At 72.8% G+C, this 22,226-nt stretch carries 23 protein-coding genes and 1 pseudogene; 7 read left to right on the forward strand and 17 right to left on the reverse strand.

Annotated features, from left to right (window positions below; all coding sequences use genetic code 11):
- The 14 genes from NCC78_RS10440 to NCC78_RS10505 form a co-directional block, all read right to left on the reverse strand.
- Nucleotides 1-760, reverse strand: a 760-nt coding sequence (locus NCC78_RS10440; protein ID WP_250793837.1) for an amidase, incomplete at its 3' end; no start/stop codon positions are given.
- A 49-nt stretch (nt 761-809) separates the two neighbouring features.
- Entirely contained in the window at nt 810-1,238 is a 429-nt protein-coding gene (locus NCC78_RS10445) for a PIN domain-containing protein (protein WP_250793838.1), read from the reverse strand.
- Nucleotides 1,235-1,453: a type II toxin-antitoxin system VapB family antitoxin gene (locus NCC78_RS10450; RefSeq protein ID WP_250793839.1), complete on the reverse strand. Its 219-nt coding sequence runs from the start codon at nt 1,451-1,453 to the stop codon at nt 1,235-1,237. Before NCC78_RS10450 ends, NCC78_RS10445 begins: the two co-directional genes overlap by 4 nt.
- A 28-nt stretch (nt 1,454-1,481) precedes the next feature.
- Nucleotides 1,482-2,492, reverse strand: a complete 1,011-nt coding sequence (locus NCC78_RS10455; protein WP_250793840.1) for an amidohydrolase family protein — start codon at nt 2,490-2,492, stop codon at nt 1,482-1,484.
- Nucleotides 2,492-3,016: a 3-hydroxyanthranilate 3,4-dioxygenase gene (locus NCC78_RS10460; protein ID WP_250793841.1), complete on the reverse strand. Its 525-nt coding sequence runs from the start codon at nt 3,014-3,016 to the stop codon at nt 2,492-2,494. The genes NCC78_RS10455 and NCC78_RS10460 overlap by 1 nt, the downstream gene beginning before the upstream one ends.
- Entirely contained in the window at nt 3,013-3,441 is a 429-nt protein-coding gene (locus NCC78_RS10465; RefSeq protein WP_250793842.1) for a RidA family protein, read from the reverse strand. Before NCC78_RS10465 ends, NCC78_RS10460 begins: the two co-directional genes overlap by 4 nt.
- A gap of 160 nt (nt 3,442-3,601) precedes the next feature.
- Nucleotides 3,602-4,375: a 2-keto-4-pentenoate hydratase gene (locus NCC78_RS10470; RefSeq protein WP_250793843.1), complete on the reverse strand. Its 774-nt coding sequence runs from the start codon at nt 4,373-4,375 to the stop codon at nt 3,602-3,604.
- Nucleotides 4,372-5,445 carry a 4-hydroxy-2-oxovalerate aldolase gene (gene dmpG / locus NCC78_RS10475; RefSeq protein ID WP_250793845.1) on the reverse strand — a complete coding sequence of 358 codons (1,074 nt, stop codon included), beginning with the start codon at nt 5,443-5,445 and terminating at the stop codon, nt 4,372-4,374. The genes NCC78_RS10470 and dmpG overlap by 4 nt, the downstream gene beginning before the upstream one ends.
- Entirely contained in the window at nt 5,442-6,410 is a 969-nt protein-coding gene (locus tag NCC78_RS10480) for an acetaldehyde dehydrogenase (acetylating) (protein ID WP_250793847.1), read from the reverse strand. Before NCC78_RS10480 ends, dmpG begins: the two co-directional genes overlap by 4 nt.
- A 40-nt stretch (nt 6,411-6,450) precedes the next feature.
- Nucleotides 6,451-7,260, reverse strand: coding sequence for a 2-keto-4-pentenoate hydratase (locus NCC78_RS10485; protein WP_250793854.1), 810 nt, complete (start codon nt 7,258-7,260; stop codon nt 6,451-6,453).
- A gap of 31 nt (nt 7,261-7,291) precedes the next feature.
- Complete coding sequence (locus tag NCC78_RS10490) at nt 7,292-8,773, reverse strand: 2-hydroxymuconic semialdehyde dehydrogenase (RefSeq protein WP_250793879.1); 1,482 nt, start codon at nt 8,771-8,773, stop codon at nt 7,292-7,294.
- A gap of 23 nt (nt 8,774-8,796) precedes the next feature.
- A complete protein-coding gene (locus NCC78_RS10495) occupies nt 8,797-10,134 on the reverse strand; it encodes an FAD-dependent oxidoreductase (protein WP_250793856.1) in 1,338 nt (445 codons plus the stop codon).
- Between the two features lie 61 nt (nt 10,135-10,195).
- Nucleotides 10,196-11,572 carry a kynureninase gene (kynU, locus tag NCC78_RS10500; protein ID WP_250793858.1) on the reverse strand — a complete coding sequence of 459 codons (1,377 nt, stop codon included), beginning with the start codon at nt 11,570-11,572 and terminating at the stop codon, nt 10,196-10,198.
- On the reverse strand, nt 11,548-12,447 hold the full coding sequence (locus NCC78_RS10505; RefSeq protein ID WP_250793860.1) for a tryptophan 2,3-dioxygenase: 900 nt from the start codon (nt 12,445-12,447) through the stop codon (nt 11,548-11,550). The genes kynU and NCC78_RS10505 overlap by 25 nt, the downstream gene beginning before the upstream one ends.
- A gap of 295 nt (nt 12,448-12,742) precedes the next feature.
- On the opposite strand from NCC78_RS10505, the gene NCC78_RS10510 reads away from it, so the two are divergent.
- The 3 genes from NCC78_RS10510 to NCC78_RS10520 all read left to right on the forward strand — a co-directional run bounded on the left by NCC78_RS10510 (nt 12,743) and on the right by NCC78_RS10520 (nt 14,668).
- On the forward strand, nt 12,743-13,198 hold the full coding sequence (locus tag NCC78_RS10510) for an Lrp/AsnC family transcriptional regulator (protein ID WP_250793863.1): 456 nt from the start codon (nt 12,743-12,745) through the stop codon (nt 13,196-13,198).
- A gap of 93 nt (nt 13,199-13,291) precedes the next feature.
- The gene (locus NCC78_RS10515) at nt 13,292-13,810 is read left to right on the forward strand and encodes a hypothetical protein (protein WP_250793865.1); all 519 of its coding nucleotides are present in this window, start codon (nt 13,292-13,294) and stop codon (nt 13,808-13,810) included.
- Between the two features lie 12 nt (nt 13,811-13,822).
- A complete protein-coding gene (locus NCC78_RS10520) occupies nt 13,823-14,668 on the forward strand; it encodes a class F sortase (RefSeq protein ID WP_250793867.1) in 846 nt (281 codons plus the stop codon).
- Between the two features lie 20 nt (nt 14,669-14,688).
- Here NCC78_RS10520 and NCC78_RS10525 read toward each other — a convergent pair whose 3' ends face one another.
- A complete protein-coding gene (locus NCC78_RS10525) occupies nt 14,689-15,222 on the reverse strand; it encodes an HNH endonuclease (protein ID WP_250793869.1) in 534 nt (177 codons plus the stop codon).
- Between the two features lie 798 nt (nt 15,223-16,020).
- On the opposite strand from NCC78_RS10525, the gene NCC78_RS10530 reads away from it, so the two are divergent.
- The 4 genes from NCC78_RS10530 to NCC78_RS10545 all read left to right on the forward strand — a co-directional run bounded on the left by NCC78_RS10530 (nt 16,021) and on the right by NCC78_RS10545 (nt 20,503).
- On the forward strand, nt 16,021-16,596 hold the full coding sequence (locus NCC78_RS10530) for a DUF6346 domain-containing protein (protein WP_250793871.1): 576 nt from the start codon (nt 16,021-16,023) through the stop codon (nt 16,594-16,596).
- Nucleotides 16,597-17,304: 708 nt separating this feature from the next.
- Nucleotides 17,305-18,357, forward strand: a complete 1,053-nt coding sequence (locus NCC78_RS10535) for a mechanosensitive ion channel family protein (RefSeq protein WP_372495108.1) — start codon at nt 17,305-17,307, stop codon at nt 18,355-18,357.
- A gap of 233 nt (nt 18,358-18,590) precedes the next feature.
- Nucleotides 18,591-20,021: an MFS transporter gene (locus NCC78_RS10540; protein WP_250793873.1), complete on the forward strand. Its 1,431-nt coding sequence runs from the start codon at nt 18,591-18,593 to the stop codon at nt 20,019-20,021.
- 53 nt (nt 20,022-20,074) lie between these two features.
- On the forward strand, nt 20,075-20,503 hold the full coding sequence (locus NCC78_RS10545; protein ID WP_250793875.1) for a globin: 429 nt from the start codon (nt 20,075-20,077) through the stop codon (nt 20,501-20,503).
- 56 nt (nt 20,504-20,559) lie between these two features.
- On the opposite strand, the gene NCC78_RS10550 is transcribed toward NCC78_RS10545, so the two are convergent.
- Both NCC78_RS10550 and NCC78_RS32505 read right to left on the reverse strand, forming a co-directional pair.
- Nucleotides 20,560-21,147: a type III secretion system chaperone family protein gene (locus NCC78_RS10550; RefSeq protein WP_250793877.1), complete on the reverse strand. Its 588-nt coding sequence runs from the start codon at nt 21,145-21,147 to the stop codon at nt 20,560-20,562.
- A 236-nt stretch (nt 21,148-21,383) separates the two neighbouring features.
- Nucleotides 21,384-22,226, reverse strand: a pseudogene (locus NCC78_RS32505) (FAD-binding oxidoreductase); the annotation flags it as partial.

Below are 22,226 nucleotides of genomic sequence, written 5' to 3' on the forward strand. Positions count from 1 at the left end.
CCCGGGCCGCGGCCGACCAGCCGCCGGCGGGCGCCGCGGGCGCGAGGTAGGGCTCCCCGGCGACCGGCTGGGCCATGACGTCGAGCAGCGCCGCCACGTCGGTGACGGTCCGCCCGATCGGCCCGTTGGTGGGCAGGCCGTAGGCCCCGAAACCGATCGGCCCGCCGGAGACGAGCCCCCGGCTGGGCTTGTAGCCGACCAGGCCGCAGAGCGACGCCGGGATGCGCAGCGAGCCGCCGCCGTCGGAGCCCTGGGCGACCGGCACCAGCCCGGCCGCGACGGCGGCCGCCGCGCCGCCGCTGGATCCCCCGGCGGTGTACGCGAGGTCCCACGGGTTGCGGGCGGGCGGCGCGACCAGGCCCTCCGAGTAGAGCGAACAGCCCAGCTCGGAGGTGGTGGTCTTGCCGAGGCTGACCAGTCCGGCGGCCCGCATGAACCGGACCACGTCGGCGTCGACCGGCGGCACGAAGTCGGCGAACGCGGCCGAGCCGAAGGTGGTGCGCACCCCGGCGGTGAGGGTGAGGTCCTTAATCGCCGTCGGCACCCCGTGCAGCGGGCCGCGGCGGTCGGCGGGCACGGCGTCCGCCGCCTTCGCGGCCGCCCGGGCCAGCTCGGGGGTGACCGTGACGAACGCGCCGACGGTGTCGCCGAGCGCCTCGACCCGCTCCAGGTGGTGCTCGACCAGCTCCGCGCTGGAGATCTCGCCGCGCGCGATCGCGGCGGCCTGCTCCAGCGCGGTCAGGTCGTGCGGCTCGGCCATGCCGCCATCCTGCCGCTTTCGCCGGCGATCACCACGCCGACACGAGCTTTCAGGCCAACGTGCCCGCCGGCGCGACCCACTCACTCCGGAGTCCGCCGACCTCCAGAAGGAGATCGAAGTCGCGATCGTAGTGCAGTACGACAGCCGAGTACTCGGCCGCGACGGCCGCGACCGTCACGTCCACCGGGCTGGCGGCCCGATGGTGTCCGCGTGCCGTCAACGCCAGCTGGAGGTCCCGCGCCCGCGTGGCGACCGCCGCGGTCACCGGCAGGTCGACCATGAGCTGAGCCCGCCGGGCACGGATCGTCATGGCGTCACGGAAGTCCCGCGCGCTTCGGCCGTCCTCGAGGTCCAGGGGCAGACAACTTGCCGCCAGACCCTCCTCGAGGATGGCGGACAAGCGCTTCTCCACGACGGGATGGCGCATCCGCGCCCAGGCCGACGTGTCGATCAGGTGCAGTCCACCCGGAATCGTCACACCGCGTCCTGCTGACCCTGGGGTGTCTTGTCGTCGTCCACGATTCCCGTCCAGTCACGGTCGACCGACAGCAGCTCGCGGACCGCCGCCAACCGCTCGCTCCGCTCCGCCACCAGTCGCAGCGCCGCGTGGATCGTGTCCTTCTTGCTCTTGGTGCCCAGCTCTAGGCGAGCGCGCTCCAGGAGCTCATCGTCAAGATCGATCACGGTCTTCATACGCTCAATATATACTCAGCCGCCGGCCTTATACATCCGATCCGCCGAGGAAGCGCAGGGCGTTGCCGCCGAGGAGCTTGTCGCGCTGGTCCGGGGTGAGGAAGTCGGCCTTGCGCACCACCGCGCCCGCGGGGCGCTCGCCCAGGGGGTACGGGTAGTCGCTGCCGACCAGCACGCGGTCCTCGCCCATCGTGTCGACCAGCAGCCGCAGCGCGGCCGGCTCGAAGACCACCGAGTCGACGCAGAACCGGTCGACGTAGGAGCTGGGCGGGGCGGTGGAGGCGCCGCGTACCAGGTCGCCGCGGCGGTGCCAGGCGTTGTCGGCGCGCCCCAGCCAGAACGGGAAGCTGCCGCCGCCGTGCGCGAAGCAGATCCGCAGCGTGTCGGGCACCCGGTCGAAGACGCCGCCGAGGATCAGCGCCAGCACCGACAGGTGCGTCTCGGCGGGCATCCCGGTGAGCCAGCGGGCCATCCACCGGTCCAGCCGGGGGCCGCCGGGCATGTCCCACGGGTGGACGAAGACCGGCGCGCCGACCTCGGCGCAGTGCTGGAGGAAGGTGACCACACCGGCGTCGTCGAGGTCCCGGTCGCCGACGTGGTTGCCGATCTCCACCCCGACGTGCCCGGCCGCCAGGCAGCGGTCCAGCTCCGCGCAGGCCGCGTCCGGGTCCTGCAACGGCACCTGGCAGAACGGCACCAGCCGGTCCCCGCCGGCGGCGGTGACCTCCAGGGTGAGGTCGTTGAAGATCCGGGCCACCTTCACCGCCTGGTCGGCGGGGCGGTCGTAGCCGAAGAAGACCGGGGTCGGCGAGACGACCTGCACGTCGACGCCGTCCGCGTCCATGTCGCCCAGCCGGGTCGGCGCGTCCCAGCACTCCGCGCCGACCGGCCGGAACTCCGTCTCCCCCACCATGATCATGGCCGCGCGCTCGGAGTCGACCCGCAGCCAGGGCCAGCCGGACCCGCCGCACGCCGCGTCGAGGTCCGGCCACCCCTTCGGTACGACGTGGGTGTGCACGTCGACCACCGGACGGCGCATCAGCCCTTGCCCGGGTGCAGCGCGCCGCAGTTGGCGCAGGTACGCGCGGACTCGTCGGCGTAGAACGCCTGGAAGACCGGGGGCAGGTCGGCGGCGATGTCGCGGACCTGCAACTCCACCTCGTGCACCTTGTGCCCGCACTCCGGGCAGTACCACTGGAACTTCTCCAGCGTGCCCTCCTCGCGGACCCGCTCCACCACCACACCGATCGAGCCGGCCTCCGGCCGCTGTGGCGAGTGCGGGGTGTCGCGCGGCAGCATCCACATCTGACCCTCGCGCACGTGCACCGTACGCGGCCCCTGCGGGGTTATCAGGTTGATGTGCATGTTGCCCTTGACCTGGTAGAAGAACTCCTCGTACGGGTCCACGTGGAAGTCCGTGCGCTGGTTGGGCCCGCCCACCACCATCACGATGAAGTCGTCGCCACCCGGGAACATCTCCTTGTTGCCCACCGGCGGCTTGAGCAGGTGCTGGTTCTCCGCGATCCACCCGGGAAAACTGAACGGCTCGGCGATCTCACTCACGACTGACCTCCTTGGGGGAGCAGGGCGACAGCTTGGATCTCGATCAGCAGGTGCGGGTGTGGCAACTGGTGCACGGCCACGGTGGTGCGGGTCGGCCCGGTCGCGTCGAAGAACTCCGCCCACACCTCGTTGTAGCCGCCGAAGTCGTTCATGTTGACCAGGTACGAGGTCACCTGGACGAGGTCGGAGAGGTCCGCGCCGACCGACCGCAGCAGATCACGGATGTTCTCGATGACCGCCCGGGTCTGCGCCCGGATGTCGAGGTCCGTGGTGCCGAACTCGTCCACCGACACACCCGCGAAGGTGTTGTCCGGCCGCCGCGACGACGTACCCGAGACGAAGACGAACCCGCCCGCCACCTTGACGTGCGGGAAGGCACCGCGCGGCACCGCCTTGCCGCTGACGACGTGCGCCGACCCGGTCACGACGGCCCACCGACCGAGACCGACGCGACTGCCGGAGCCCCGACGGGGTTCGGGGCGGCCCGACCGGCGGAGGGATCAAGCCTGACCGCCCGGAGCCGGTCGGGCTGCCCCGGACCTCCGCACCGCGAGCCCGGAACCTCCATCAGGACGAGCAGCGCCGTCATGAGGAGGCCCGCAGGGAAGCGGTGCCGAGCTTCTCCACCACGGCACGCACCTGGGCACCGGGACGCAACGGGACAGCCGCGGTGGCGGCACCGGCGAGGAAGACCCAGCCCTCGCGCAGCCGCACGCCGTGCCGGCCGGCCAGCCGGATGCCCTCGTCCAACGCCCGCCGCGGGTCACCGAGGATCGCCGCGGTCGAGCCGACCTGCGCCACCCGCCCGTCGATCTCCAGCAGCACGCCCAGGTTGTCCAGCCCGTCGGGCACCGGCGACCACGGCCCGACCACGAACGCCGCCGCCGAGGTGTTGTCGGCGATCACGTCCGGCAGCGAGAAGCTGAAGTTCGCGTACCGGGAGTCGATCAGCTCGATCGCCGGGGCGACCGCGCGGACCGCGTCGGTGAAGTCGCCGACCGGCTCGCCCGGCTCGGGCAGCCGGTCCAGCAGGAACGCGACCTCCGGCTCGACCCGGGGATGGATGAAGCCGGCCACGTCGACCGTGGCGCCGTCGGGGACCCGCATCACGTCGGTGAGCCGGCCCCAGATCACCTCGTCCACCGCCATCTGGGCCATCTTCGCCTTGCTGGTCAGCCCCATCTTGAGCCCGACCAGCCGCTCGCCCCGGTCCAGCCTGCGCTGCAGCAGCGCGGTCTGCACCGCGTACGCGGCGTCGACGTCCAGGCCGGTCTCGGCGGCGAGCTGCGGGATCGCGGTGGCGGTGTCGGCCGCCACGCCCAGCCGCTCGGCGATCCCCGCGACGTCCACCCCGATCATGCGGCCTCCCCCTGCTCGTCGCGGCTGGCCAGGTCCAGCGCCACGTCCACGATCATGTCCTCCTGGCCGCCGACCATCCGCCGCCGGCCCAGCTCGACCAGGATCGAGCGGACGTCGACGCCGTACTTCGCCGAGGCGCGCTCGGCGTGCCGCAGGAAGCTGGAGTAGACCCCCGCGTATCCCAGGGAGAGCGTCTCCCGGTCGACCTGGACCGGGCGGTCCTGCAGCGGCCGGACGATGTCGTCGGCCGCGTCCATCAGCGCGAAGACGTCGCAGCCGTGCTTCCAGCCGTGCAGCTCGGCGACCGCGACGAAGACCTCCAGCGGCGCGTTGCCGGCCCCGGCGCCCATCCCCGCCAGCGAGGCGTCCACCCGGACGGTACGGCCGTGCGGGGCGTCCGGGCCGACCGGCCCGTCGCCGGCGATCCGGCCGTGCTCGACGGCGAGCACGCTGTTGGCCACCCCGAGCGACAGGTTGTGGTGGGCGTGGATGCCGATCTGCGTCTCCGGCGCCAGCACCTGCCGGTACGCGTCGACCCGTTGCGCCACGTCGGACATCAGCAGCCGGCCCCCGGAGTCGGTGACGTAGACGCAGTGCGCCCCGTACGACTCCATCAGCCTGGCCTGGGCGGCCAGCCCGGCCGGGTCGTTCATGTGCGACATCATCAGGAACCCGGAGACGTCCATGCCGTTCTCCCGGGCCCAGGAGATGTGCTGGGCGGAGATGTCGGCCTCGGTGCAGTGGGTGGCGATCCGGACGCTGGTCACCCCGAGCGCCTTCGCCGCCCTCAGGTCGGCGATGGTGCCGATCCCGGGCAGCAGCAGGGTGGTCAGCTTCGCGGTGGTCATCACCTCGGCCGCCGCCGAGATCCACTCGGCGTCGCTGGCCGCGCCGTGGCCGTAGTTGACGCTGGAGCCGGCGAGGCCGTCGCCGTGCGCCACCTCGATCGCGGCCACCCCGGCGGCGTCCAGCGCGGCGGCGATGGTCCGCACCTGCTCGACGGTGTAACGGTGGGCGATGGCGTGCATGCCGTCGCGCAGCGTCACGTCCTGGATGTACAGGTCGGTCATGCGGTCACCTCCACGGCGTCCCGGCCAGCGGCGTCGCGGTCGGTCGCCGCCGCGCGCAGGGCGACCAGCCGCTCCGCGGTCCGCAGCGCGGCCGAGGTCATGATGTCCAGGTTCCCGGCGTACGCGGGCAGGTAGTGCCCGGCGCCGGAGACCTCCAGGAAGACCGAGACCTGCAACCCGACCAGGCGCCGGCCCAGCGCCGGCACGTACGCGTCGACCCGGTCGAACTGCACGTCCTGCTTGAGCCGGTAGCCCGGCACGTACTCCTGCACGGTCGCCACCATCTGCGCCACGGAGGCGGCCACGGCGGCGCGGTCGGCGTCGGCGTCGGGGCAGAGGCAGTAGACGGTGTCCCGCATCAGCAGCGGCGGGTCGGCCGGGTTCAGCACGATGATCGCCTTGCCGCGCTCGGCGCCGCCGACCACCTCGATCGCCCGGGCGGTGGTCTCGGTGAACTCGTCGATGTTGGCCCGGGTGCCCGGCCCCGCCGACTTCGAGGCGATCGAGGCGACGATCTCGCCGTACGCCACCGGGGTGACCCGACCGACGGCGGCGACGATCGGCACGGTCGCCTGCCCGCCGCAGGTCACCATGTTCACGTTGGTCTCGTGCAGGTGCTCGTCGAGGTTGACCGGCGGCACCACGTACGGGCCGACGGCGGCCGGGGTCAGGTCGACCACCGTGCGCCCGTGCGCCCGCAGCACCGCGTCGTTGTGCCGGTGCGCGCCGGCGGAGGTGGCGTCGAAGACGAGCCGCACGTCGGCGAACTCGGGCATCGCCACCAGGCCGTCCACGCCCCCGGCGGTGGTGGCCACGCCGAGGCGGCGGGCCCGGGCCAGGCCGTCGGAGTCGGGGTCGATGCCGGCCATCGCCACCATCCGCAGGGACTCCGACAGGCGGAGCACCTTGATCATCAGATCGGTGCCGATGTTGCCGGACCCGATCACCGCCACACCGACGCTCATGCCGTGGTCCTCCCTGTTCGCGACTGCGGGGCTGGCAAGCTCACTCCTCGCGCTCACGGTCACCCTCCGGGGACGAGAAGCAGGTCCGCACCGAGCCGAGCCCGGAGATCCGGGCCTCGTACGCCGCCCCGGGCGTCACCGGCACCATCGGGCCGAGCGCCCCGGAGAGCACCACGTCCCCGGCGCGCAGCGGGTCGCCGGAGCGGGCCATCGTGGCGGCCAGCCACTTGAGCGCGTGCAGCGGGTTGCCCAGGCAGGCCGCCCCGGCGCCGACCGAGACCGGCTCCCCCGCGTGCTCCAGCACCATCCCGCACAGCCGCAGGTCCACGTCGGCGAGCCGGCGGGGCGTGGTGCCGAGGACGAACAACCCGCTGGAGGCGTTGTCGGCCACGGTGTCCACGATGGAGATGTCCCAACCGGCGATGCGGGAGTCGACCACCTCGATCGCGGGCAGCACGTGGTCGACCGCGCGGATCAGGTCGACGGTGGTGATCCGCTCGTCGGGCAGGTCCGCGCCGAGCACGAAGGCGATCTCCGCCTCCACCCGGGGCTGGAGCAGCCGGTCGAGGGCGATCTCCGCGCCGTCGTCGACGGCCATCGTGTCGGTCAGCACCCCGAAGTCCGGCTGGTAGACGCCGAAGGCCTCCTGCACCGTCCGCGAGGTCAGCCCGATCTTCGCGCCCACGTGTCGGTAGCCGCGCTGCGACCACTGCCGCACCTGGAGCTGCTGCACGAGGTACGCCGACGTGACGTCGCCCTCGGGGATCAGGCGCCCGCGCAGCGGCGGGCAGGGCTTGCCGTTCTCCCGGGCGTCGGTCAGTTCCCGCGCCGCGGCCGCATAGTCGATCATGTTCTGCCTGACGTTCGTTCGCTGCGCCCACTCATGACAGGTCCACGCAGACGTTGGTGAGTTCGGAGTAGAAGTCCAGCGAGTGCACGCCGCCCTCGCGGCCGATCCCGGACGCCTTCACCCCACCGAACGGGGTGCGCAGGTCGCGCAGGAACCAGGTGTTCACCCAGACGATGCCGGCGTCCAGCCGGGACCCGGCCCGGTGCGCCCGGCCCACGTCCCGGGTCCAGACCGTCGCCGCCAGGCCGTACTCGGTGCCGTTGGCCAGGGCGTACGCCTCGTCCTCGTCGTCGAAGGGTGCGACGTGCACCACCGGGCCGAAGATCTCCTCGGTGTTGGTGCGGGCGTCCGCCCCGAGCCCGGTGAGCACGGTCGGCTCCACGTACGCCCCGCCGTCGCGGGCGTCGCCGAAGCGCGGCGTCGCGCCGCCGGCGAGCACCTCGGCGCCCTCGGCGCGGGCCAGCTCGTAGTGACCGAGCACCTTCGTCCGGTGCTGGTGCGAGATCAGCGGCATGTTGACCGTGGCCTCGTCGGCGGGCCAACCGTAGGGCAGCTGCGCGGCCCGCTTCGCCAGCCGTGCGGTGAACTCCTCGTAGACCGGGCGCTGCACGTAGATCCGCTCCGTGCAGAGGCAGACCTGGCCGCCGTTGGTGAAGCTGGACCGGACCGAGCCGGCGACCGCCGCGTCCAGGTCGGCGTCGGCGAAGACCAGCCCCGCGTTCTTGCCGCCCAGCTCGAACGAGACGCCCTTCACCCCGTCGGCGGCGGCCCGCATGATGGCGCTGCCGGTCGCCGACTCGCCGGTGAAGGTGATCGCGTCCACCCCCGGGTGGCGGGTGAGGAACTCCCCCGCCGAGCCCGGCCCGAAGCCGTGCACCAGGTTGAACACGCCCTCGGGCACCCCGGCCGCGGCCATCACCTCGGCGAGCAGCGTCGCCGAGGCGGGGGTCTCCTCGCTGGGCTTCACCACCACCGCGTTGCCGCAGGCCAGCGCCGGGGCGACCTTCCAGGTGAGCAGCAGCAGCGGCAGGTTCCACGGCACGATCACCGCGACCACGCCGACCGGCTTGCGGACCGCGTAGTTCAGCGCCCGGCCGCCGGTCGGGGTGACCGTGGTGAACGACTCGGTGGGCGCGGTCGCCACGATCTCGGCGAACGTGCGAAAGTTCGCCGCGCCGCGCGGGATGTCCAGGGCGCGGGCCTGCGAGATGGCCTTGCCGGTGTCGGCGACCTCGGCGGTGACCAGGTCGTCGAAGCGGCGTTCCAGCTCGTCGGCGACCCGGCGCAGCACCTCGGCCCGCTCGCGCTCGCCCATCCGGCCCCACGGGCCGCGCAGGGCGGCCCGGGCGGCGGCCACCGCGTCGTCGACCGTCGACGCGTCGGCCTCGGCGACCTCGAAGACGGGCTCACCGGTGACCGGGCTGCGCTTGGTGAACCGCCGTCCGGCGTCGACGAACTCGCCGCCGACGAAGTTGCGCAGCAGGCCCGGCCCGTCGGGTGCCCGCCCGGCCATCAACCGGGGATCCCAGCTGACCGTCATCGACGCCTCCCTCGACTGATCGCGGCGCCGACCACACCGGCCAGCAGCGCCGCCGCGCCGGCCGCCACCGCGCCGAGCGCCCGATGCTGCCGGCGGACCCGGCGACGCACCTCGGCGTACGGGGTGGTCGAGAAGGACACCAGCTCGTACCGGGAAACGTACCGGCCGGGCAGCGCCCGTTCCAGCGCGTGTTCCACCCTGCGGCCCGCCTGGAACAGCGGCGAGGCGACCTTGTCCCGCATCTCCACGAAGTTGGCCAGCGCCATCTGGGCGATGGCTTCGGCGTTCTCCTGACGCCGCCGCTGGAACAGCGGCAGCGCCGCCGACCAGTCGTCCGCGCACTCGTCCAGGCAGCGGTCCACCTCGACCACGTCCTCGAAGGCGCAGTTCGCGCCCTGGCCGTAGAACGGCACGATCGCGTGCGCGGCGTCGCCGAGCAGCCCGACGATCCCGTTGACCTGCCACGGGGTGCAGCGGACCGTGCCGAGCACGCCGACCGGGTTGTGCTGGTAGTCGTCGACCAGGTTCGGGGCCAGCGGCGGCAGGTCCGGGTAGTGCTCGGCGAAGTGCCGCTCGATCGCCGCCGGGCTGCCCAGCGAGGCGAAGCTGGCGGTGCCGTGGGTGGGCCAGAAGAGCGTGCAGGTGAAGGAGCGGTCCGGGTTGGGCAGCGCGATCATCATGGAGGTGCCGCGCGGCCAGATGTGCAGCGCCTCGGGGTCGAGGGCGAAGTCCCCGCCCAGCGGCGGGATGGTGAGCTCCTTGTAGCCGTAGTCGAGGAAGTCGACGCTCTCGGTCAGCAGCCCGTGCCCCAGCAGCTGCCCGCGCACGGCGGAACCGGCGCCGTCGGTGCCCAGCACGACGGACGCGCCGGCGGTGGCCTTGCCCTGCGGGGTCTCGAAGGTCATGTCGCCGCTGGCCGGGTCGAGCCCGACCAGCCGGTGGTCGAAGGCGACCCGCACCCCGGGCATGGCGGTGGCGGCGTCCAGCAGGGCGTTGTTCAGCGCGCCCCGGCTGATCGAGTTGATCGCCCGGTCGCCGGAGACGCTGTACGACTGGAACTGCGCCTCCCCGTCGACCGGGTGGATCATCCGCCCGCGCATCGGCAGGGCGTCGGCCATCACCTGCTCGTCGAGGCCGATCCGGCGCAGCGCGTCCAGGCCCCGCTCGGAGAGCGCCAGGTTGATCGAGCGCCCCCGCTCGACCCGCCCGGTGCGTGGGTCCGGCCGCCGCTCGTACAGGGCCACGGGGTAGCCGCGCCGGGCCAGGAAGCAGGCGGTGAGGCAGCCGGCCAGCCCGGCCCCGACCACCGCGATCTCGTTCCGCTCCGGGGTCATGAGCCGTGCCTACCCTTCGTTCGCGACTGCGGGGCTCGCAGACCCGGCTCACTTATCGCGCTCACCGGACCTCCACCGTCGCGGCGAGCGCGTCGGCGACCCGCCAGCAGTCGTGGTACGTCGAGTAGAGCGGCACCGGGGCGAACCGGATGACGTCCGGCTCGCGGGCGTCGGCGATCACGCCGTGCTCGTGCCGCAGCCGCTTGGCGAGCTCGGCGGCGCTGCCGGCGCCGATCCGCACCGAGAGCTGGCAGCCCCGGCGCTGCGGGTCCCGGGGGGTGACCACGGTCAGCGGCCGGTTGGCGGTCACCTCGTCGAGCAGCCGCTCCAGGTGACCGGTGAGCCGGAGGCTGCGCTCGCGCAGCGCCGGCATGCCGACGGAGTCGAAGAGTTCCAGCGACGTGCGCACCGGCCCCATCGCGAAGATCGGCGGGTTGGAGATCTGCCAGGCCTCCACCGTGGCCGGCGGCCGGGAGACCGGTGTCATCTCGAACCGGGTCGCCGCCTCGGTGCTCCACCAGCCCTCGAAGCGGAGCAGGTCGGGATCGCCGAGGTGCCGCTCGTGCACGAATACCCCGGCCAGCGCGCCGGGCCCGGAGTTCAGGTACTTGTACGAGCACCAGGCGGCGAAGTCGACGTCCCAGTCGTGCAGGGCCAGCGGCACGTTGCCGGCCGCGTGGGCCAGGTCCCAGCCGACCACCGCGCCTGCGGCGCGGCCGGCGGCGGTGATCGCCGGGATGTCCATCAGCTCGCCGGTGAGGTAGTTGACCCCGCCGAGCAGCACCAGCGCCACCCGGTCCCCCTCGGCGGCCAGGTAGTCGATCACGTCGGTGGTGCGCAGGTTGTCCTCGCCGGGGCGTGGCTTCAGCCGGACCACGGTGTCGTCGGGGTCGAGGCCGTGGAAGCGGGCCTGGCTGCGCACGGCGTAGCTGTCCGACGGGAAGGCGCTGTCCTCGATGACGATCCTGGTTCGCGCACCGGCCGGCCGGTAGAAGCTGACCATCAGCAGGTGCAGGTTGACCGTCAGGGAGTTCATCACCACGACCTCCGCCGGCGCGGCGCCGACCAGTCGCGCGGCCGGCGCCGTCAGCAGCTCGTGGTACGGCAGCCAGGGGCGTCCCGCCTCCAGGTGGCCCTCGACGCCGAGCCGGCTCCACGCGTCCAGGTCGGCGAGGAGCTCGTCCCGGGTGGCCCGGGGTTGCAGACCGAGCGAGTTGCCGGCCAGGTACGCGGCCTCCGGGTACCGGCCGCCGTCGGCCGGCGGCACGTGGAACAGGTGGCGGTGTCCGGGGTCGGCGGCGTCCAGGCGGTGCGCCTCGGCTTCGCCGGCGGCGAAGGGTGCCTCGGCGCCTCCGGCGGCCGGGCGGCCCGCCTGGGGTTCGGGGGTGTTCATGCGGTTGTCTCGCTCTCCGGTCACATCGCGGTCCGGGCCGACCACAGCTCCGGGAAGACCACCCGGGCCATGCTGCGCTGAAGCCACGCCAGTCCGGCGGAGCCGCCGCTGCCGACCTTGGCCCCCATTGTGCGTTGCACCGCCTTGACGTGGTGCTGCCGCCAGTCGCCGAACTGCTCGGCGACCTCGGTCAACGCCTCGCCGAGCAGCCGCAGGTGGTTCTCCGGCCCGGCGTCGGCGTAAATCCGCACCCAGGCGGCCTCGACCGCGGCGTGCGGCTCGTGCTCGGCCGCGAAGTCCCGGTCGAGCAGTTCGGCGGGGAGGGCGTGCCCCTGCCGGGCGAGCAGGGCGAGCACGTCGTCCCAGACGCTCGGCGCCGCCAGGGTCGCGCGCAGCTCCCCGTACACCTCGGTCTGCCGCCGGAACGGCCGGACCAGCGTCTCGTCCCGGAGCCCCAGCAGGAACTCCAGGTGCCGGTACATGGCCGACTGGAAGCCGGAACCCTCGCCCAGCAGGTTGCGGAACCGGTTGAAGTCGGCCGGCGTCATCCAGCGCAGGCCCTTCCAGGCCGCGTTGAGCCCTTCCAGGTGCAGCGCGGCACGCCGCAGCGGGGCCAGCGCGTCCCAGACCCGGTCGGCCCGCAGCAGCCGCTGGGTCTCCCGCAGCTCGTGGCAGGTCAGCCCGAAGTACAGCTCCATGATCTGGCTGACCATCAGGAACGACATCTCACCGGGGTCGCTGCTCAGCGGCTGCTGCAACCGGTGCAGGGTGCTGGCCTGCACGTACGCGTCGTACGGGACCCGCTCGGTGAACTCCAGGGTCGGCTCGCCGCCGTTGCGCGCCGCCCGGGCGTCGCGCTGTCGGGGGGTGGCCGGGCGCACCGCCGCCGGGGCGGGTGCCCGCAGGTTCGTCTGCTCCACGGTCCTCTCCTCCGCTCGCTCCGGAGCGCCCGCTCGGTCCGCGGGCGCCCGGTGATGGTTCTCTGGTTGCTGTCGCCGGCCCGGTGCGCCGTCGCCTGCTCGTGCGGTGGCGCCGGCCCCGCCCGGCCGGCCGGAGCCGGCCGGAGGGCGCGCGGAAGCGCCGAACCGGGTGTGACCGACATGATCCCTCGGTGGAAACCCCGAACGGAATGCCGGATCAACGGCACTCATGCCCTCTGACCTGCCGCGCATAAGGCATGAGAGGGATTCGGGTTCAGGAAAGTAAGGTCGCACCATGGACGACATGGACTGGGCGCTGCTGCGTGAGCTGCAGGCCGATGCGCGGCTCTCCTTCAGCGAGCTTTCCCGGCGGGTGCACCTCTCCCCGCCGGCGGTCGCCGAGCGGGTGCGCCGGCTGGAGGAGGCCGGGATCATCACCGGCTACCACGCCCACGTCGACCTGACCCGGGCCGGCCGGACGGTGGTCGCCCTGATCCGGATGTCCTGTTACGGGGCGCGGTGCATCCTGCACGACCCCGAGGTCGCCGGCTGGCCGGAGATCCTGGAGATCCACCGGATCACCGGCGACGCGTGCAGCATGCTCAAGGTCGCGGCCGGGTCGATCGGGGAGTTCGAGGGAGTCATCGACCGGCTCGCCCCGTACGGCCAGCCTTCGAGCACCATGGTGCTCTCCACCCCGCTGGACTGGCACCCCGTCACCCCGCTGGACTCCTCCCGCCGCCAGCGCTGACCCGCGTATCCCGGGTTTACCCACGGGCCAGCGGGAACGCAGGCCCTGTTACCCGGGGGAGGATTCCGGTGATCGTCACCGGAAGGGGGGATCATGCGGGTTCTCACAGTGACACTTCGTGCCCTGACACGCGCGCTGGCTCTCGTCGGCCTGGTCGGGGCGTTCGTCCTGATGACGGTCGCACCGGCGCGGGCGGGCGAGGACACCTTCGTGGAGGTGGTGCCCAACAGCGTGCAGGCCGGCGCCCGGGTGAACATCCGGGCCGGCTGCGACAACGCCAACAACCGACAGGCCGACGTGCACTCCGACGCCTTTGGGCGGGTGATGCTGCGGCCGGACAACGGCTTCCTGACCGGCCAGGTGACCATTCCGGGCAACAAGGAGCCCGGTGAGTACCCGGTCGACCTGCGGTGCGACAACGGCAACACCGCGACCACCACGCTCACCGTGCTGAACATGGAGCAGCCCAGCAAGGGGCCGGCGACCGGGGGCGGCGGCACCGCCGGCACGCGGGCCGGCTCGGTGCTGCTGATCGGCGGCGTCGCCACGGTGGCTCTCGCGGTGGGCTTCGGGTTCCTCGGCGGCCGTCGTCGCACCGGGGCCGGTTCCTGACCCGCGGTCGCCATGGCCGGCTCTCGCAGGCGTACCAGACCATCGGATCCGGGCCCGGTCCGGGCCGCCCGGCGGGCGCTGCGGACGTCAGGCCGGCTGGTGGTCGCCACGGCCACCCGGCTGCGCCGGGTGGCCGGGGAGGCCGTCTCGGCCAGCGTCCCCACTCCCGACCCGGCGGCCGGGCCGCTGCCGCCGAGGAACCGGCACCGTCGGTTCACCGGCGGGCGGCGCCGACTGGCCGGCATCAACCCCGGGATGCCGGTGCTGCTGATCGGGACCGTGATGGTGCTGATCGTCGCGATGCTCGGGGTGGAACGGATCACCGGGGTCAGCGTGCTGCCGGACCGGTTCATCGCCGGGCTGCGGCCGCCACCGAAGAAGTTCCCGGTGCTGCCCGCCAGCCGACCGGTCGGCATCGCCATCGACACCATCGACCTCCAGGCGCCCGTGCACAGCGTCGGCATCGCCCCGGACGGCAGCATCGCGGTGCCCGATGCCGCCCGCGCCCAGGAGGCCGGCTGGTACGACCAGGGCCCGACCCCGGGCCAGTACGGTCCCTCCGTGATCGTCGGGCACGTCGACACCAGCACCGGGCCGGCAGTCTTCCACGAGTTGCGGGAGCTACGCGACGGGGACCGGATCGAGGTCACCCGCACGGACCGGTCGGTGGCGGTCTTCGAGGTGACCTCGGTGGAGCGCTTCGACAAGGAGCAGTTGCCGGTCGACGAGGTCTTCGGCGACTTCAGCCGCCCCCACCTGCGCCTGATCACCTGCGGCGGACGCTGGGTGGGCGGGCAGACCGGCTACGCCGACAACGTGGTGGTCTTCGCGTCCCTGGTCCGGGCCCGCCGGACGTGACGGCGGGCGGCGTCGAGGGCTCAGGCCGCCTCGGGCTCGCGCAGGTCGAGCCAGTCGGCCCAGCGTGGGTCCGGTGCCCGGTGACCCAGCACCCGCCAGGCGGTGCCCTTCGGGGCCGCCGGCAGGGCGTGCAGCCGCCAGCCCAGCTCGGCCGGGGTCTTGTCGCCCTTGGTGTGGTTGCACCGGGCGCACGCCGCGACGACGTTCTCCCACGCGTGGCGGCCGCCCCGGCTGCGCGGGAAGACGTGGTCGATGGTCTCGGCGGGCCCCCGGCAGTAGGCACAGCGCCAGCCGTCCCGGGCGAAGATGGCCCGGCGGGAGAGCCCGACGTGGGTGCGGAAGGGGACCCGGACGAAGCGGGTGAGCCGGACGACCGACGGCACCGGCAGCGCGTTGCGGGCGCTGTGCAGGACGCCCTCGCCGTCGGCGACGCAGACCGCCTTGGCGGAGAGCACGAGGATGGCGGCACGACGCACGGACACGACACACAGCGGCTCGTAGGTGGCGTTGAGGACCAGCGCGCCGGAGCCCACCGTGGGTCGTATGTCAGGCATCGCGCTCACCCTCCCGGTTCAGCGGCCCCTGCTCACCACCGCCGACCGGGGAACGGGCACAGCGGCCCACCACGGCCGACGCCGGCCGGATCACCGACGTCCGTGCGCCCATCGTCCCTGATCGGAACCCGGATTGCACGTACTAATCTCTCTTCTGGCAGGGAGATCACCCGCACTCGGGCGGATCGCCGGTCCGGCCTGGGTGACCTCTGTCGTTGCCTGACAGCGTTTGACATCCCTTGTCGGTCTCAGTTGTGCCGGATCTGTGCCCGATGATCTTCGGGCCGCCCCGCCCCGCTGCGCCCCCTAGCCATCCCGTCGGCCTTCGTCCGCACACCGTGGAGTGGGTGGGGCCCGCCCGGTCAAGGTGGAGCACCCAGCGGCTGAACGACCTTGACCGGGCAGGCCCTGCCCGCTCGGCTCTGCCCGGACGGAGGTTGTCGGGATGGTGCCAACCATCCCGGAGTGGCTGAGCGCCCCGCCGGAGGCACGCCCCTTTCAACAAGGGATCATTTCCAGCGGTATTGATCTAGGGCAGGGGCGTAGTCGATCAAACCGGACGACTGCGGCTCTGACCTGGGGCCAGACCTAGCATGGATGGTCAACGATGGTCATGGCTGGCTGTGGCGCGCCATCGGAGGTGCCGGCCGGCCAAGCCTTGTGGAATCCTGCGCCGGTGACCTGTGAGATGTGCGGAGGCGAGCTGGTTTCTCTCGGCGTGACCAACCTCCCTGGGCGTGGGCCAACCTGCGGTCCGCTGCTGGTAGGTGCGTTGTGAACGAGGCGGGTCCGGACGGGATGAGGCAGATCCAACGCGACCAGATCGCCGCATACGAACGGCGCGGGCCGTTCTGGGGTCGACTGACGCAGTTCGGAGTAGCGGTTGCCCTCATCGCGGGCATCGTCGTGTCGACGCTGGCACTTGGCACGTTGGCCAGCTTCTACCCGGGCACCGGGGCGGTGAAGCCCACCCCCGCCGAGCAGCCGGCAGAAGCCGACGTGGGGGACTGCCAGCGGGTCGGCCCGGTGAGCGGCGACGGCCTCGGCTACTGGTGGCACTGCGCCGTGACGGTCCGGACCCGCGACGGTCGCGAGGTGGAGACCGTGGTTGGGCAGTCCGTCGTCACCCCGGATGATCGGGGGAAGTCGATCGAATTCCGCGAAGTGTGCTACGGCGAGGGAAACACCGAGTGCAGGTACGGCCGCCCTGTTGCACGCGTCTGGGCTCTCGCCATATCGATGCTGGGCATGGTGAGGATCGCTGTGTTCCTCCTGTTGATCATCGGCGTCGGCTTCTCCCTGGTTCGAGGAGTGATCGGTGTCCCGGCGTATTACGCCTGGGTCAACCGCCGTACCAAGCGGGGGAACGCCTGACCCAGTGGTACTCGTGCTTCCCCTGCCCAGCGCAGTTCTACCAGTTCGAGAAGACCGGTGAGTCCTTCTATGGGCCGTACGCCTCGATAGAGACCAACATCGAAGCCCCGGAATTGCCATCATCCATGGCGGCCCGGGGCTTCGTCGTATGTCGCGCCGCCGGCGGGCTGCAACCGACGCGCTGGCGGCCGAAGGCCAAAGGCCGGCGGCGGGTTATCGGCCCGGCCTAGGTTCGGCGGCGCGAGCGGCCCGCGACGCGGGCCGCGCTTGATGAGCAACGGTGTCGAGCCGCAGGAGGTGCAGCACGCCCTGAGACACGCCAGCCTGCGGATCACGTTGGAAACCTACGTGCATTGGCTGCCCAAGAGGGACCGGCAGCGCGGCCTGGTGGGGCAACTCCTCCGGCCCGTCAAGGGCGGTCAGACGGGCGCTCCCACCGGCCAAATCGATGCTAAGTTGTGCCCTGGTTGTGCCGGATGATCTTTTCTCGGCGTTTCCGCAGGTCAGAGCCGTCCTGCCGCCTTTTTTCAGGGATTGCACGTCCTAATCCGCGGTCCCTCCGGAAGCGTTCCCCTCGCCTGTCACGATGACCGGTTCGCCCCCGTACGGCCCGCGGGTGGACCACCCGTGCCCACCTCGCCGGCGGGGACCGTCACTGCCTGGTGGGTCGGCGCGGGAACACCGCCCGCGGTGGGGTACGAAGACAGCGTGAACCCTGCCAGCCTGACGCCGCTCGCCCTGCCCGCCGTGCAGGCGCCGGACCCGGACCCGTCGCCGACCTGCCTGGACGACGCCCTGTGCAAGGGCGTCTACGACATGACCGGGTCGACGTGGTTCGCGGAGGGCAGCTACTGGATCCTGCTCAAGCCGCTGCGGGTGATCCTGATCCTGGTGCTGGCGGTCGCCGCCCGCTGGCTGGTGCACCGGACGATCAGCCGGCTGGTCCGCACGACCACCGACGCGGACGTGCCGACGATGCTGCGGCCGCTGCGCGAGCGGATCCCCACCGCTGCGGCCGAGCCGGGCGAGTTCATCCCGGAGCGGCGCCGCCAGCGGGCCGAGGCGATCGGGTCGGTGCTGCGCAGCCTGACCACCGCGTTCATCTTCGGCATCGCGCTGCTGATGGTGCTCAAGGAGTTCAGCTTCGACTTGGCCCCGCTGCTGGCCAGCGCCGGCATCGCCGGCGTGGCCCTCGGCTTCGGCGCGCAGAGCCTGGTCAAGGACCTGATCGCCGGCCTGTTCATGCTCATCGAGGACCAGTACGGCGTCGGCGACACCGTGGACCTCGGTGAGGCGACCGGCGTGGTGGAGTCGGTCGGGCTGCGGGTGACCACCGTCCGCGACGGCCGGGGCGTGCTCTGGTACATCCGCAACGGCGAGATCGTCCGGGTCGGCAACAAGAGCCAGGGCTGGGCGCTGGTCGTGGTGGACCTGCCGATCGGCTTCGCCGGCACCGAGGAGGCGACGGCGGTGCTGCGCACCGCGGCCATGTCGGTCGCGATGGACCCCGAGCTGGCGCCGGAGATCGTGGAGCCGCCGGAGGTGCTGGGCGTCGAGCAGATGACGGTGGACGGCGCGGTGATCCGCACGGTGGTCAAGACCACCGCGGACGGCCAGTTCGCGGTCGGCCGGGAACTGCGCCGCCGGCTCGCCGAGGCGCTGGAGAACTCCGGCATCACCGCGAAGATCGCCGCCGCCCGGCTCTACCCCGGCATGCCGGTCCGCGCGCCCGGCGAGACCGGCCAGGGGGGCGCCACCTGAGTCGCCGACGGTGACCGGATATCGGGGGGTCGCGGGCCGGGCGGCCCCTCGGGTATCGTCCGTTCGTTCAGTCGGAGATGCGACGATCGATCCGTTCGCCCTAGCCAGTCGTCAGACGATCGGGCAGAATCCGGGGCACGCGCTCCCGCCGGAGCGTGATCACGTCCTCGCTGATCCGTAGATCTGACGACGGTTCCCGGGCCCGTCCGCCACGAGTGGCCACCCAGGGAGCGATGGAGGCGACGGTGTCCGACGAGCGACCCTCCCCGGAAGGGCCGGCAACCTTCCGCGAGGTGTTCGCCGAGCGCGAATACCGGGCCGTCTTCGCGGCCAGCACCCTCTCCTGGGTCGGCGACTACATCGCCAAGGCGGCGGTCACCCTCCTGGTCTACGAGGAGACGCGGTCGGTCGCGCTCTCCGCCGCCGCCTTCGCGGTGAGCTACCTGCCCTGGCTGGTCGGTGGCCCGCTGCTCGCCACGCTCGCCGAGCGGCACCGCTACCGGCAGGTCATGGTGCTCTGCGACCTCGTGCGGATGGCGCTGATGGTGGTCATCGCCATCCCCGTCGTGCCGGTGGAGGCGATCCTGGCCCTGCTCTTCGCCACCACGCTGGCCAATCCCCCCAGCCAGGCCGCCAAGTCGGCGCTGATGCCGCTGATCCTCTCCGGTGACCGGCTGGTGCTCGGGTTGTCGATCAACGGCAGCGTCGGTCAGGCCGCGCAGGTCGTCGGCTACCTGGCCGGCGCCGCCATCGCCGCGTTCAGCCCGACGGTCGCGCTCCTGGTCAACGCGGCGACCTTCGCCCTCTCCGCCGCGCTGGTCCGCTTCGGCGTGGCCGACCGGCCACCGGCGATGACCGCGGAGCACCGCAGCCACCTGCTCCGCGAGACCGGCCAGGGCTTCCAGATCGTGTTCGGCACCCCGGTCCTGCGGGCCATCGCCATCCTGGTCTTCAGCGCCATGCTCTTCTCGGTGGTGCCCGAGGGCCTGGCCGCCGCCTGGGCCAGCGAGCACGCCGGCGGGCTCGACGCCGGCACCGCGCAGGCGATCATCATGGCCGCCAATCCGATCGGCTTCATCCTCGGCGGCCTGGTCGTCGGGCGGGCCTTCGGGCCGGACCGGCGGCTGGCGCTGATGCGGCCGTTGGCGGTGCTCTCCCCGCTGGTCCTGGTGCCCGCCCTGTTCGATCCGCCGCCGCTGGTGGTGGCGCTGCTCGCGGCGCTCTGCGGCTTCGCGGTCGCCGGCATGCTGCCGGTCGCCAACGGCCTCTTCGTCCGGGCCCTGCCCGACGGCTACCGGGCCCGCGCGTTCGGCGTGATGGCCACCGGCGTCCAGGTGATCCAGGGCCTGGCGGTCCTGGTCACCGGCCTGCTGGCCGAGCGGTACCGGATCCCGGTCGTGGTCGGGGTGTGGAGCGCGGCGGGCGTGGTGCTGATGTCGCTGGCCGCGCTGTCCTGGCCGAGCCGGTCGGCGATCGACGCGGCCGTCGCGGCGGCACAGAACGGCCCGGCGACCGCGACCCGACGGCCCGGCACGGCGGTGCCGCGGCCGAGCGCCGGCGGTCGGTCCGGCAACGGCCGGGTCGCCACCGAGGAGCAGCCCGGCGGTGACCCGGTGGGCGGCCGGCCGGACGAGCCGGGGCGCCAGCGGCACGCGGTGACCTGACGCACAGCCGCCACCCCCCGGCCGGTCCCGGGGGCACCTGGCAGGATGGAACGGTGAATCCAGCAGGTGCGTCCGACCGTCCCGGTGCGCCGGTGACCCTCTTCGAAGCGGTCGGCGGCGAGCCCACCTTCCGCAAGCTCGTGGACGAGTTCTACGCCGGTGTCGCCACCGACCCGCTGCTGCGTCCCATGTATCCCGAGGAGGACCTCGGGCCGGCGGCGGACCGGCTGACCCTGTTCCTGATGCAGTACTGGGGCGGCCCGAACACGTACTCCGCCCAGCGGGGGCACCCCCGGCTGCGGATACGGCACGCGCCGTTCCGGATCGGCGCCGCCGAGCGGGACGCGTGGCTGCTGCACATGCGCCGCGCCGTCGACCGACTCGACCTGCCGCCGGAGATCGCCACCGCGCTCTGGGAATACCTGGAGCGGGCCGCGCACTTCATGGTCAACATGATGGAGGACCCGGCCGGGCCGGCCTGACGGCGCACCGCCGGCGTCGTCGCCACCCGGCCTGGCGCAGGCCCGGTTCACCGGGTCTAGAGCAGGGCACCCTCGTCGTGCAGCCAGTCCACGAAGCTGGTGGCCACCGCCGCGCCGCAGTCGAGCATCTCGACCAGGAGGGCGTCGTGGGTCCCGGCGCTGAAGGGCACCTGAAGCTCCGCGTAGATCGGCAGCTGACCGCGCTCGGTCGGGTCGCCGATGTAGGCCTTGCAGAAGCGGCGGGTGTGGTTCCACTCGTTGACCACCCGGTAGGCGCGGTCGGCCCAGTCCGGCGGCACCGTCGCGTGGGGACGGGCCCGCATCACCAGGATCTCGTCCTCCGGGCCCTCCAGGGTGACCAGCACGGCGTGCCGCTCCCACATCGCCAGCAGGTTCCCGTCGCCGTCGGCCAGGTAACGCACATCGAGCAGGTCGAGCGCGTCGCAGACGCGGCGCAGGGTGACCGGCTCGATGGAGGCCGACATGTCGGCGAGCACGGGCCGCTCCGGGGACGGGCAGTCGTCTCCCGGCTGACGGGGGGCCGGCGGCCCCACCCGGACGGTGCCCTCCACTGTGATCCCGCTTCGACTGTCCGGATCACCGCCGCCGTTGGCGGGACCGGGGCGCCATGACCACCACGGCATCGCTCGCGCACCTCACTCCCCAGCGGATCCAGTCGCCTACGGTGCGTTGGATCCGAGGATGGACGGTACCCGGACAGCCGGGTTGAAGCACCCCCCCAACGGCAGCCCCGGGACAGAAGAACGATCACGGGTCATCCGAACGGATGACCCGTAGCGGGTCGTACGGCAAGATCCGTGGCCTTCTGCGACCAGGTCGCTCCGTAAGGTCCGACCAGTCCGACCCAACGGCCGACCGTGCGGACCACGACGTCGTCGGCGCCGGGCGCCCCGGCGCGCCCCTCCCCGGCGCCCAGGAAGCCCATCCGGACCAGTCCCTGGACCAGCCGCTGGGTCACCTCGACCGGCTCCCCGGGCGCGTCGTCCGGGGTGACCACCACCGGCACGTGGTCCAGCAGCGCGTCGCGCAGGTAGGGGGCGTCGAAGCGGTGCCGTGCCCACTGCTGCCCCGCCTGCGTTCCCAGCGGCACGCCGCCGTGTGCGGCGAGCACGTCGGCGGCCGCCTCGGCGGTGGGACGCACGTCGGCGCCCTCGTACCCGGCGATCAGCAGGCACCCCCCGTCGGAGCGGCCGGAGCCGGCAGCCCCGATCATGGTCTCGACCTCGTCGGAGAGCCGCAGCACCGTGGGTCGCGGTCCGTCCTGGGCCAGCCGGCGTACGGCCTCCAGGCCGGCGGCGAACGACTCGAACCGCCAGCCCTCGTGGTGGGACTGCGCCGGCAGGGGACGTACCCGCACGGTGACGTCGGTGATGATGCCGAGCGTCCCCTCGCTGCCCAGGAAGAGCTGCCGCAGGTCGGGGCCGGCGGCCGAGGCGGGCGCGCGACCGATCCTCAGGGTGCCGCGGGGCGTGGCGACGGTCAGTGCCGTCACCATGTCGTCGAAGCGGCCGTAGCCGGCCGACGCCTGGCCGGAGGAGCGGGTGGCGGCGAATCCACCGATGGTCGCGTACTCGTAGGACTGGGGAACGTGCCCGAGCGTCAGCCCGTGCGCGGCGAGCAGCTGCGCGGCCCGCGGCGCGGGCAGCCCCGCCTGCAGGGTGGCGGTGCGGGACACCGGGTCGACGGCGACGACGTGGTCGAG

The organism is Micromonospora phytophila (genome assembly GCF_023656545.1).
Classification (GTDB): domain Bacteria; phylum Actinomycetota; class Actinomycetes; order Mycobacteriales; family Micromonosporaceae; genus Micromonospora; species Micromonospora phytophila.

Bases quoted from the DNA above. Each gene is read 5' to 3' on its own strand.
- dmpG (WP_250793845.1), bottom strand. From the start codon at position 5,445: ATGACCGACCTGTACATCCAGGACGTGACGCTGCGCGACGGCATGCAC.
- NCC78_RS10450 (WP_250793839.1), bottom strand. From the start codon at position 1,453: ATGAAGACCGTGATCGATCTTGACGATGAGCTCCTGGAGCGCGCTCGC.
- NCC78_RS10480 (WP_250793847.1), bottom strand. From the start codon at position 6,410: ATGAGCGTCGGTGTGGCGGTGATCGGGTCCGGCAACATCGGCACCGAT.
- NCC78_RS10530 (WP_250793871.1), top strand. From the start codon at position 16,021: ATGAGGCAGATCCAACGCGACCAGATCGCCGCATACGAACGGCGCGGG.
- NCC78_RS10515 (WP_250793865.1), top strand. From the start codon at position 13,292: ATGCGGGTTCTCACAGTGACACTTCGTGCCCTGACACGCGCGCTGGCT.
- NCC78_RS10510 (WP_250793863.1), top strand. From the start codon at position 12,743: ATGGACGACATGGACTGGGCGCTGCTGCGTGAGCTGCAGGCCGATGCG.
- NCC78_RS10520 (WP_250793867.1), top strand. From the start codon at position 13,823: ATGGCCGGCTCTCGCAGGCGTACCAGACCATCGGATCCGGGCCCGGTC.
- NCC78_RS10495 (WP_250793856.1), bottom strand. From the start codon at position 10,134: ATGACCCCGGAGCGGAACGAGATCGCGGTGGTCGGGGCCGGGCTGGCC.
- NCC78_RS10470 (WP_250793843.1), bottom strand. From the start codon at position 4,375: ATGATCGGGGTGGACGTCGCGGGGATCGCCGAGCGGCTGGGCGTGGCG.
- NCC78_RS10485 (WP_250793854.1), bottom strand. From the start codon at position 7,260: ATGATCGACTATGCGGCCGCGGCGCGGGAACTGACCGACGCCCGGGAG.
- NCC78_RS10455 (WP_250793840.1), bottom strand. From the start codon at position 2,492: ATGCGCCGTCCGGTGGTCGACGTGCACACCCACGTCGTACCGAAGGGG.
- NCC78_RS10550 (WP_250793877.1), bottom strand. From the start codon at position 21,147: ATGCCGTGGTGGTCATGGCGCCCCGGTCCCGCCAACGGCGGCGGTGAT.
- NCC78_RS10525 (WP_250793869.1), bottom strand. From the start codon at position 15,222: ATGCCTGACATACGACCCACGGTGGGCTCCGGCGCGCTGGTCCTCAAC.
- NCC78_RS10540 (WP_250793873.1), top strand. From the start codon at position 18,591: ATGGAGGCGACGGTGTCCGACGAGCGACCCTCCCCGGAAGGGCCGGCA.
- NCC78_RS10490 (WP_250793879.1), bottom strand. From the start codon at position 8,773: ATGGCCGGGCGGGCACCCGACGGGCCGGGCCTGCTGCGCAACTTCGTC.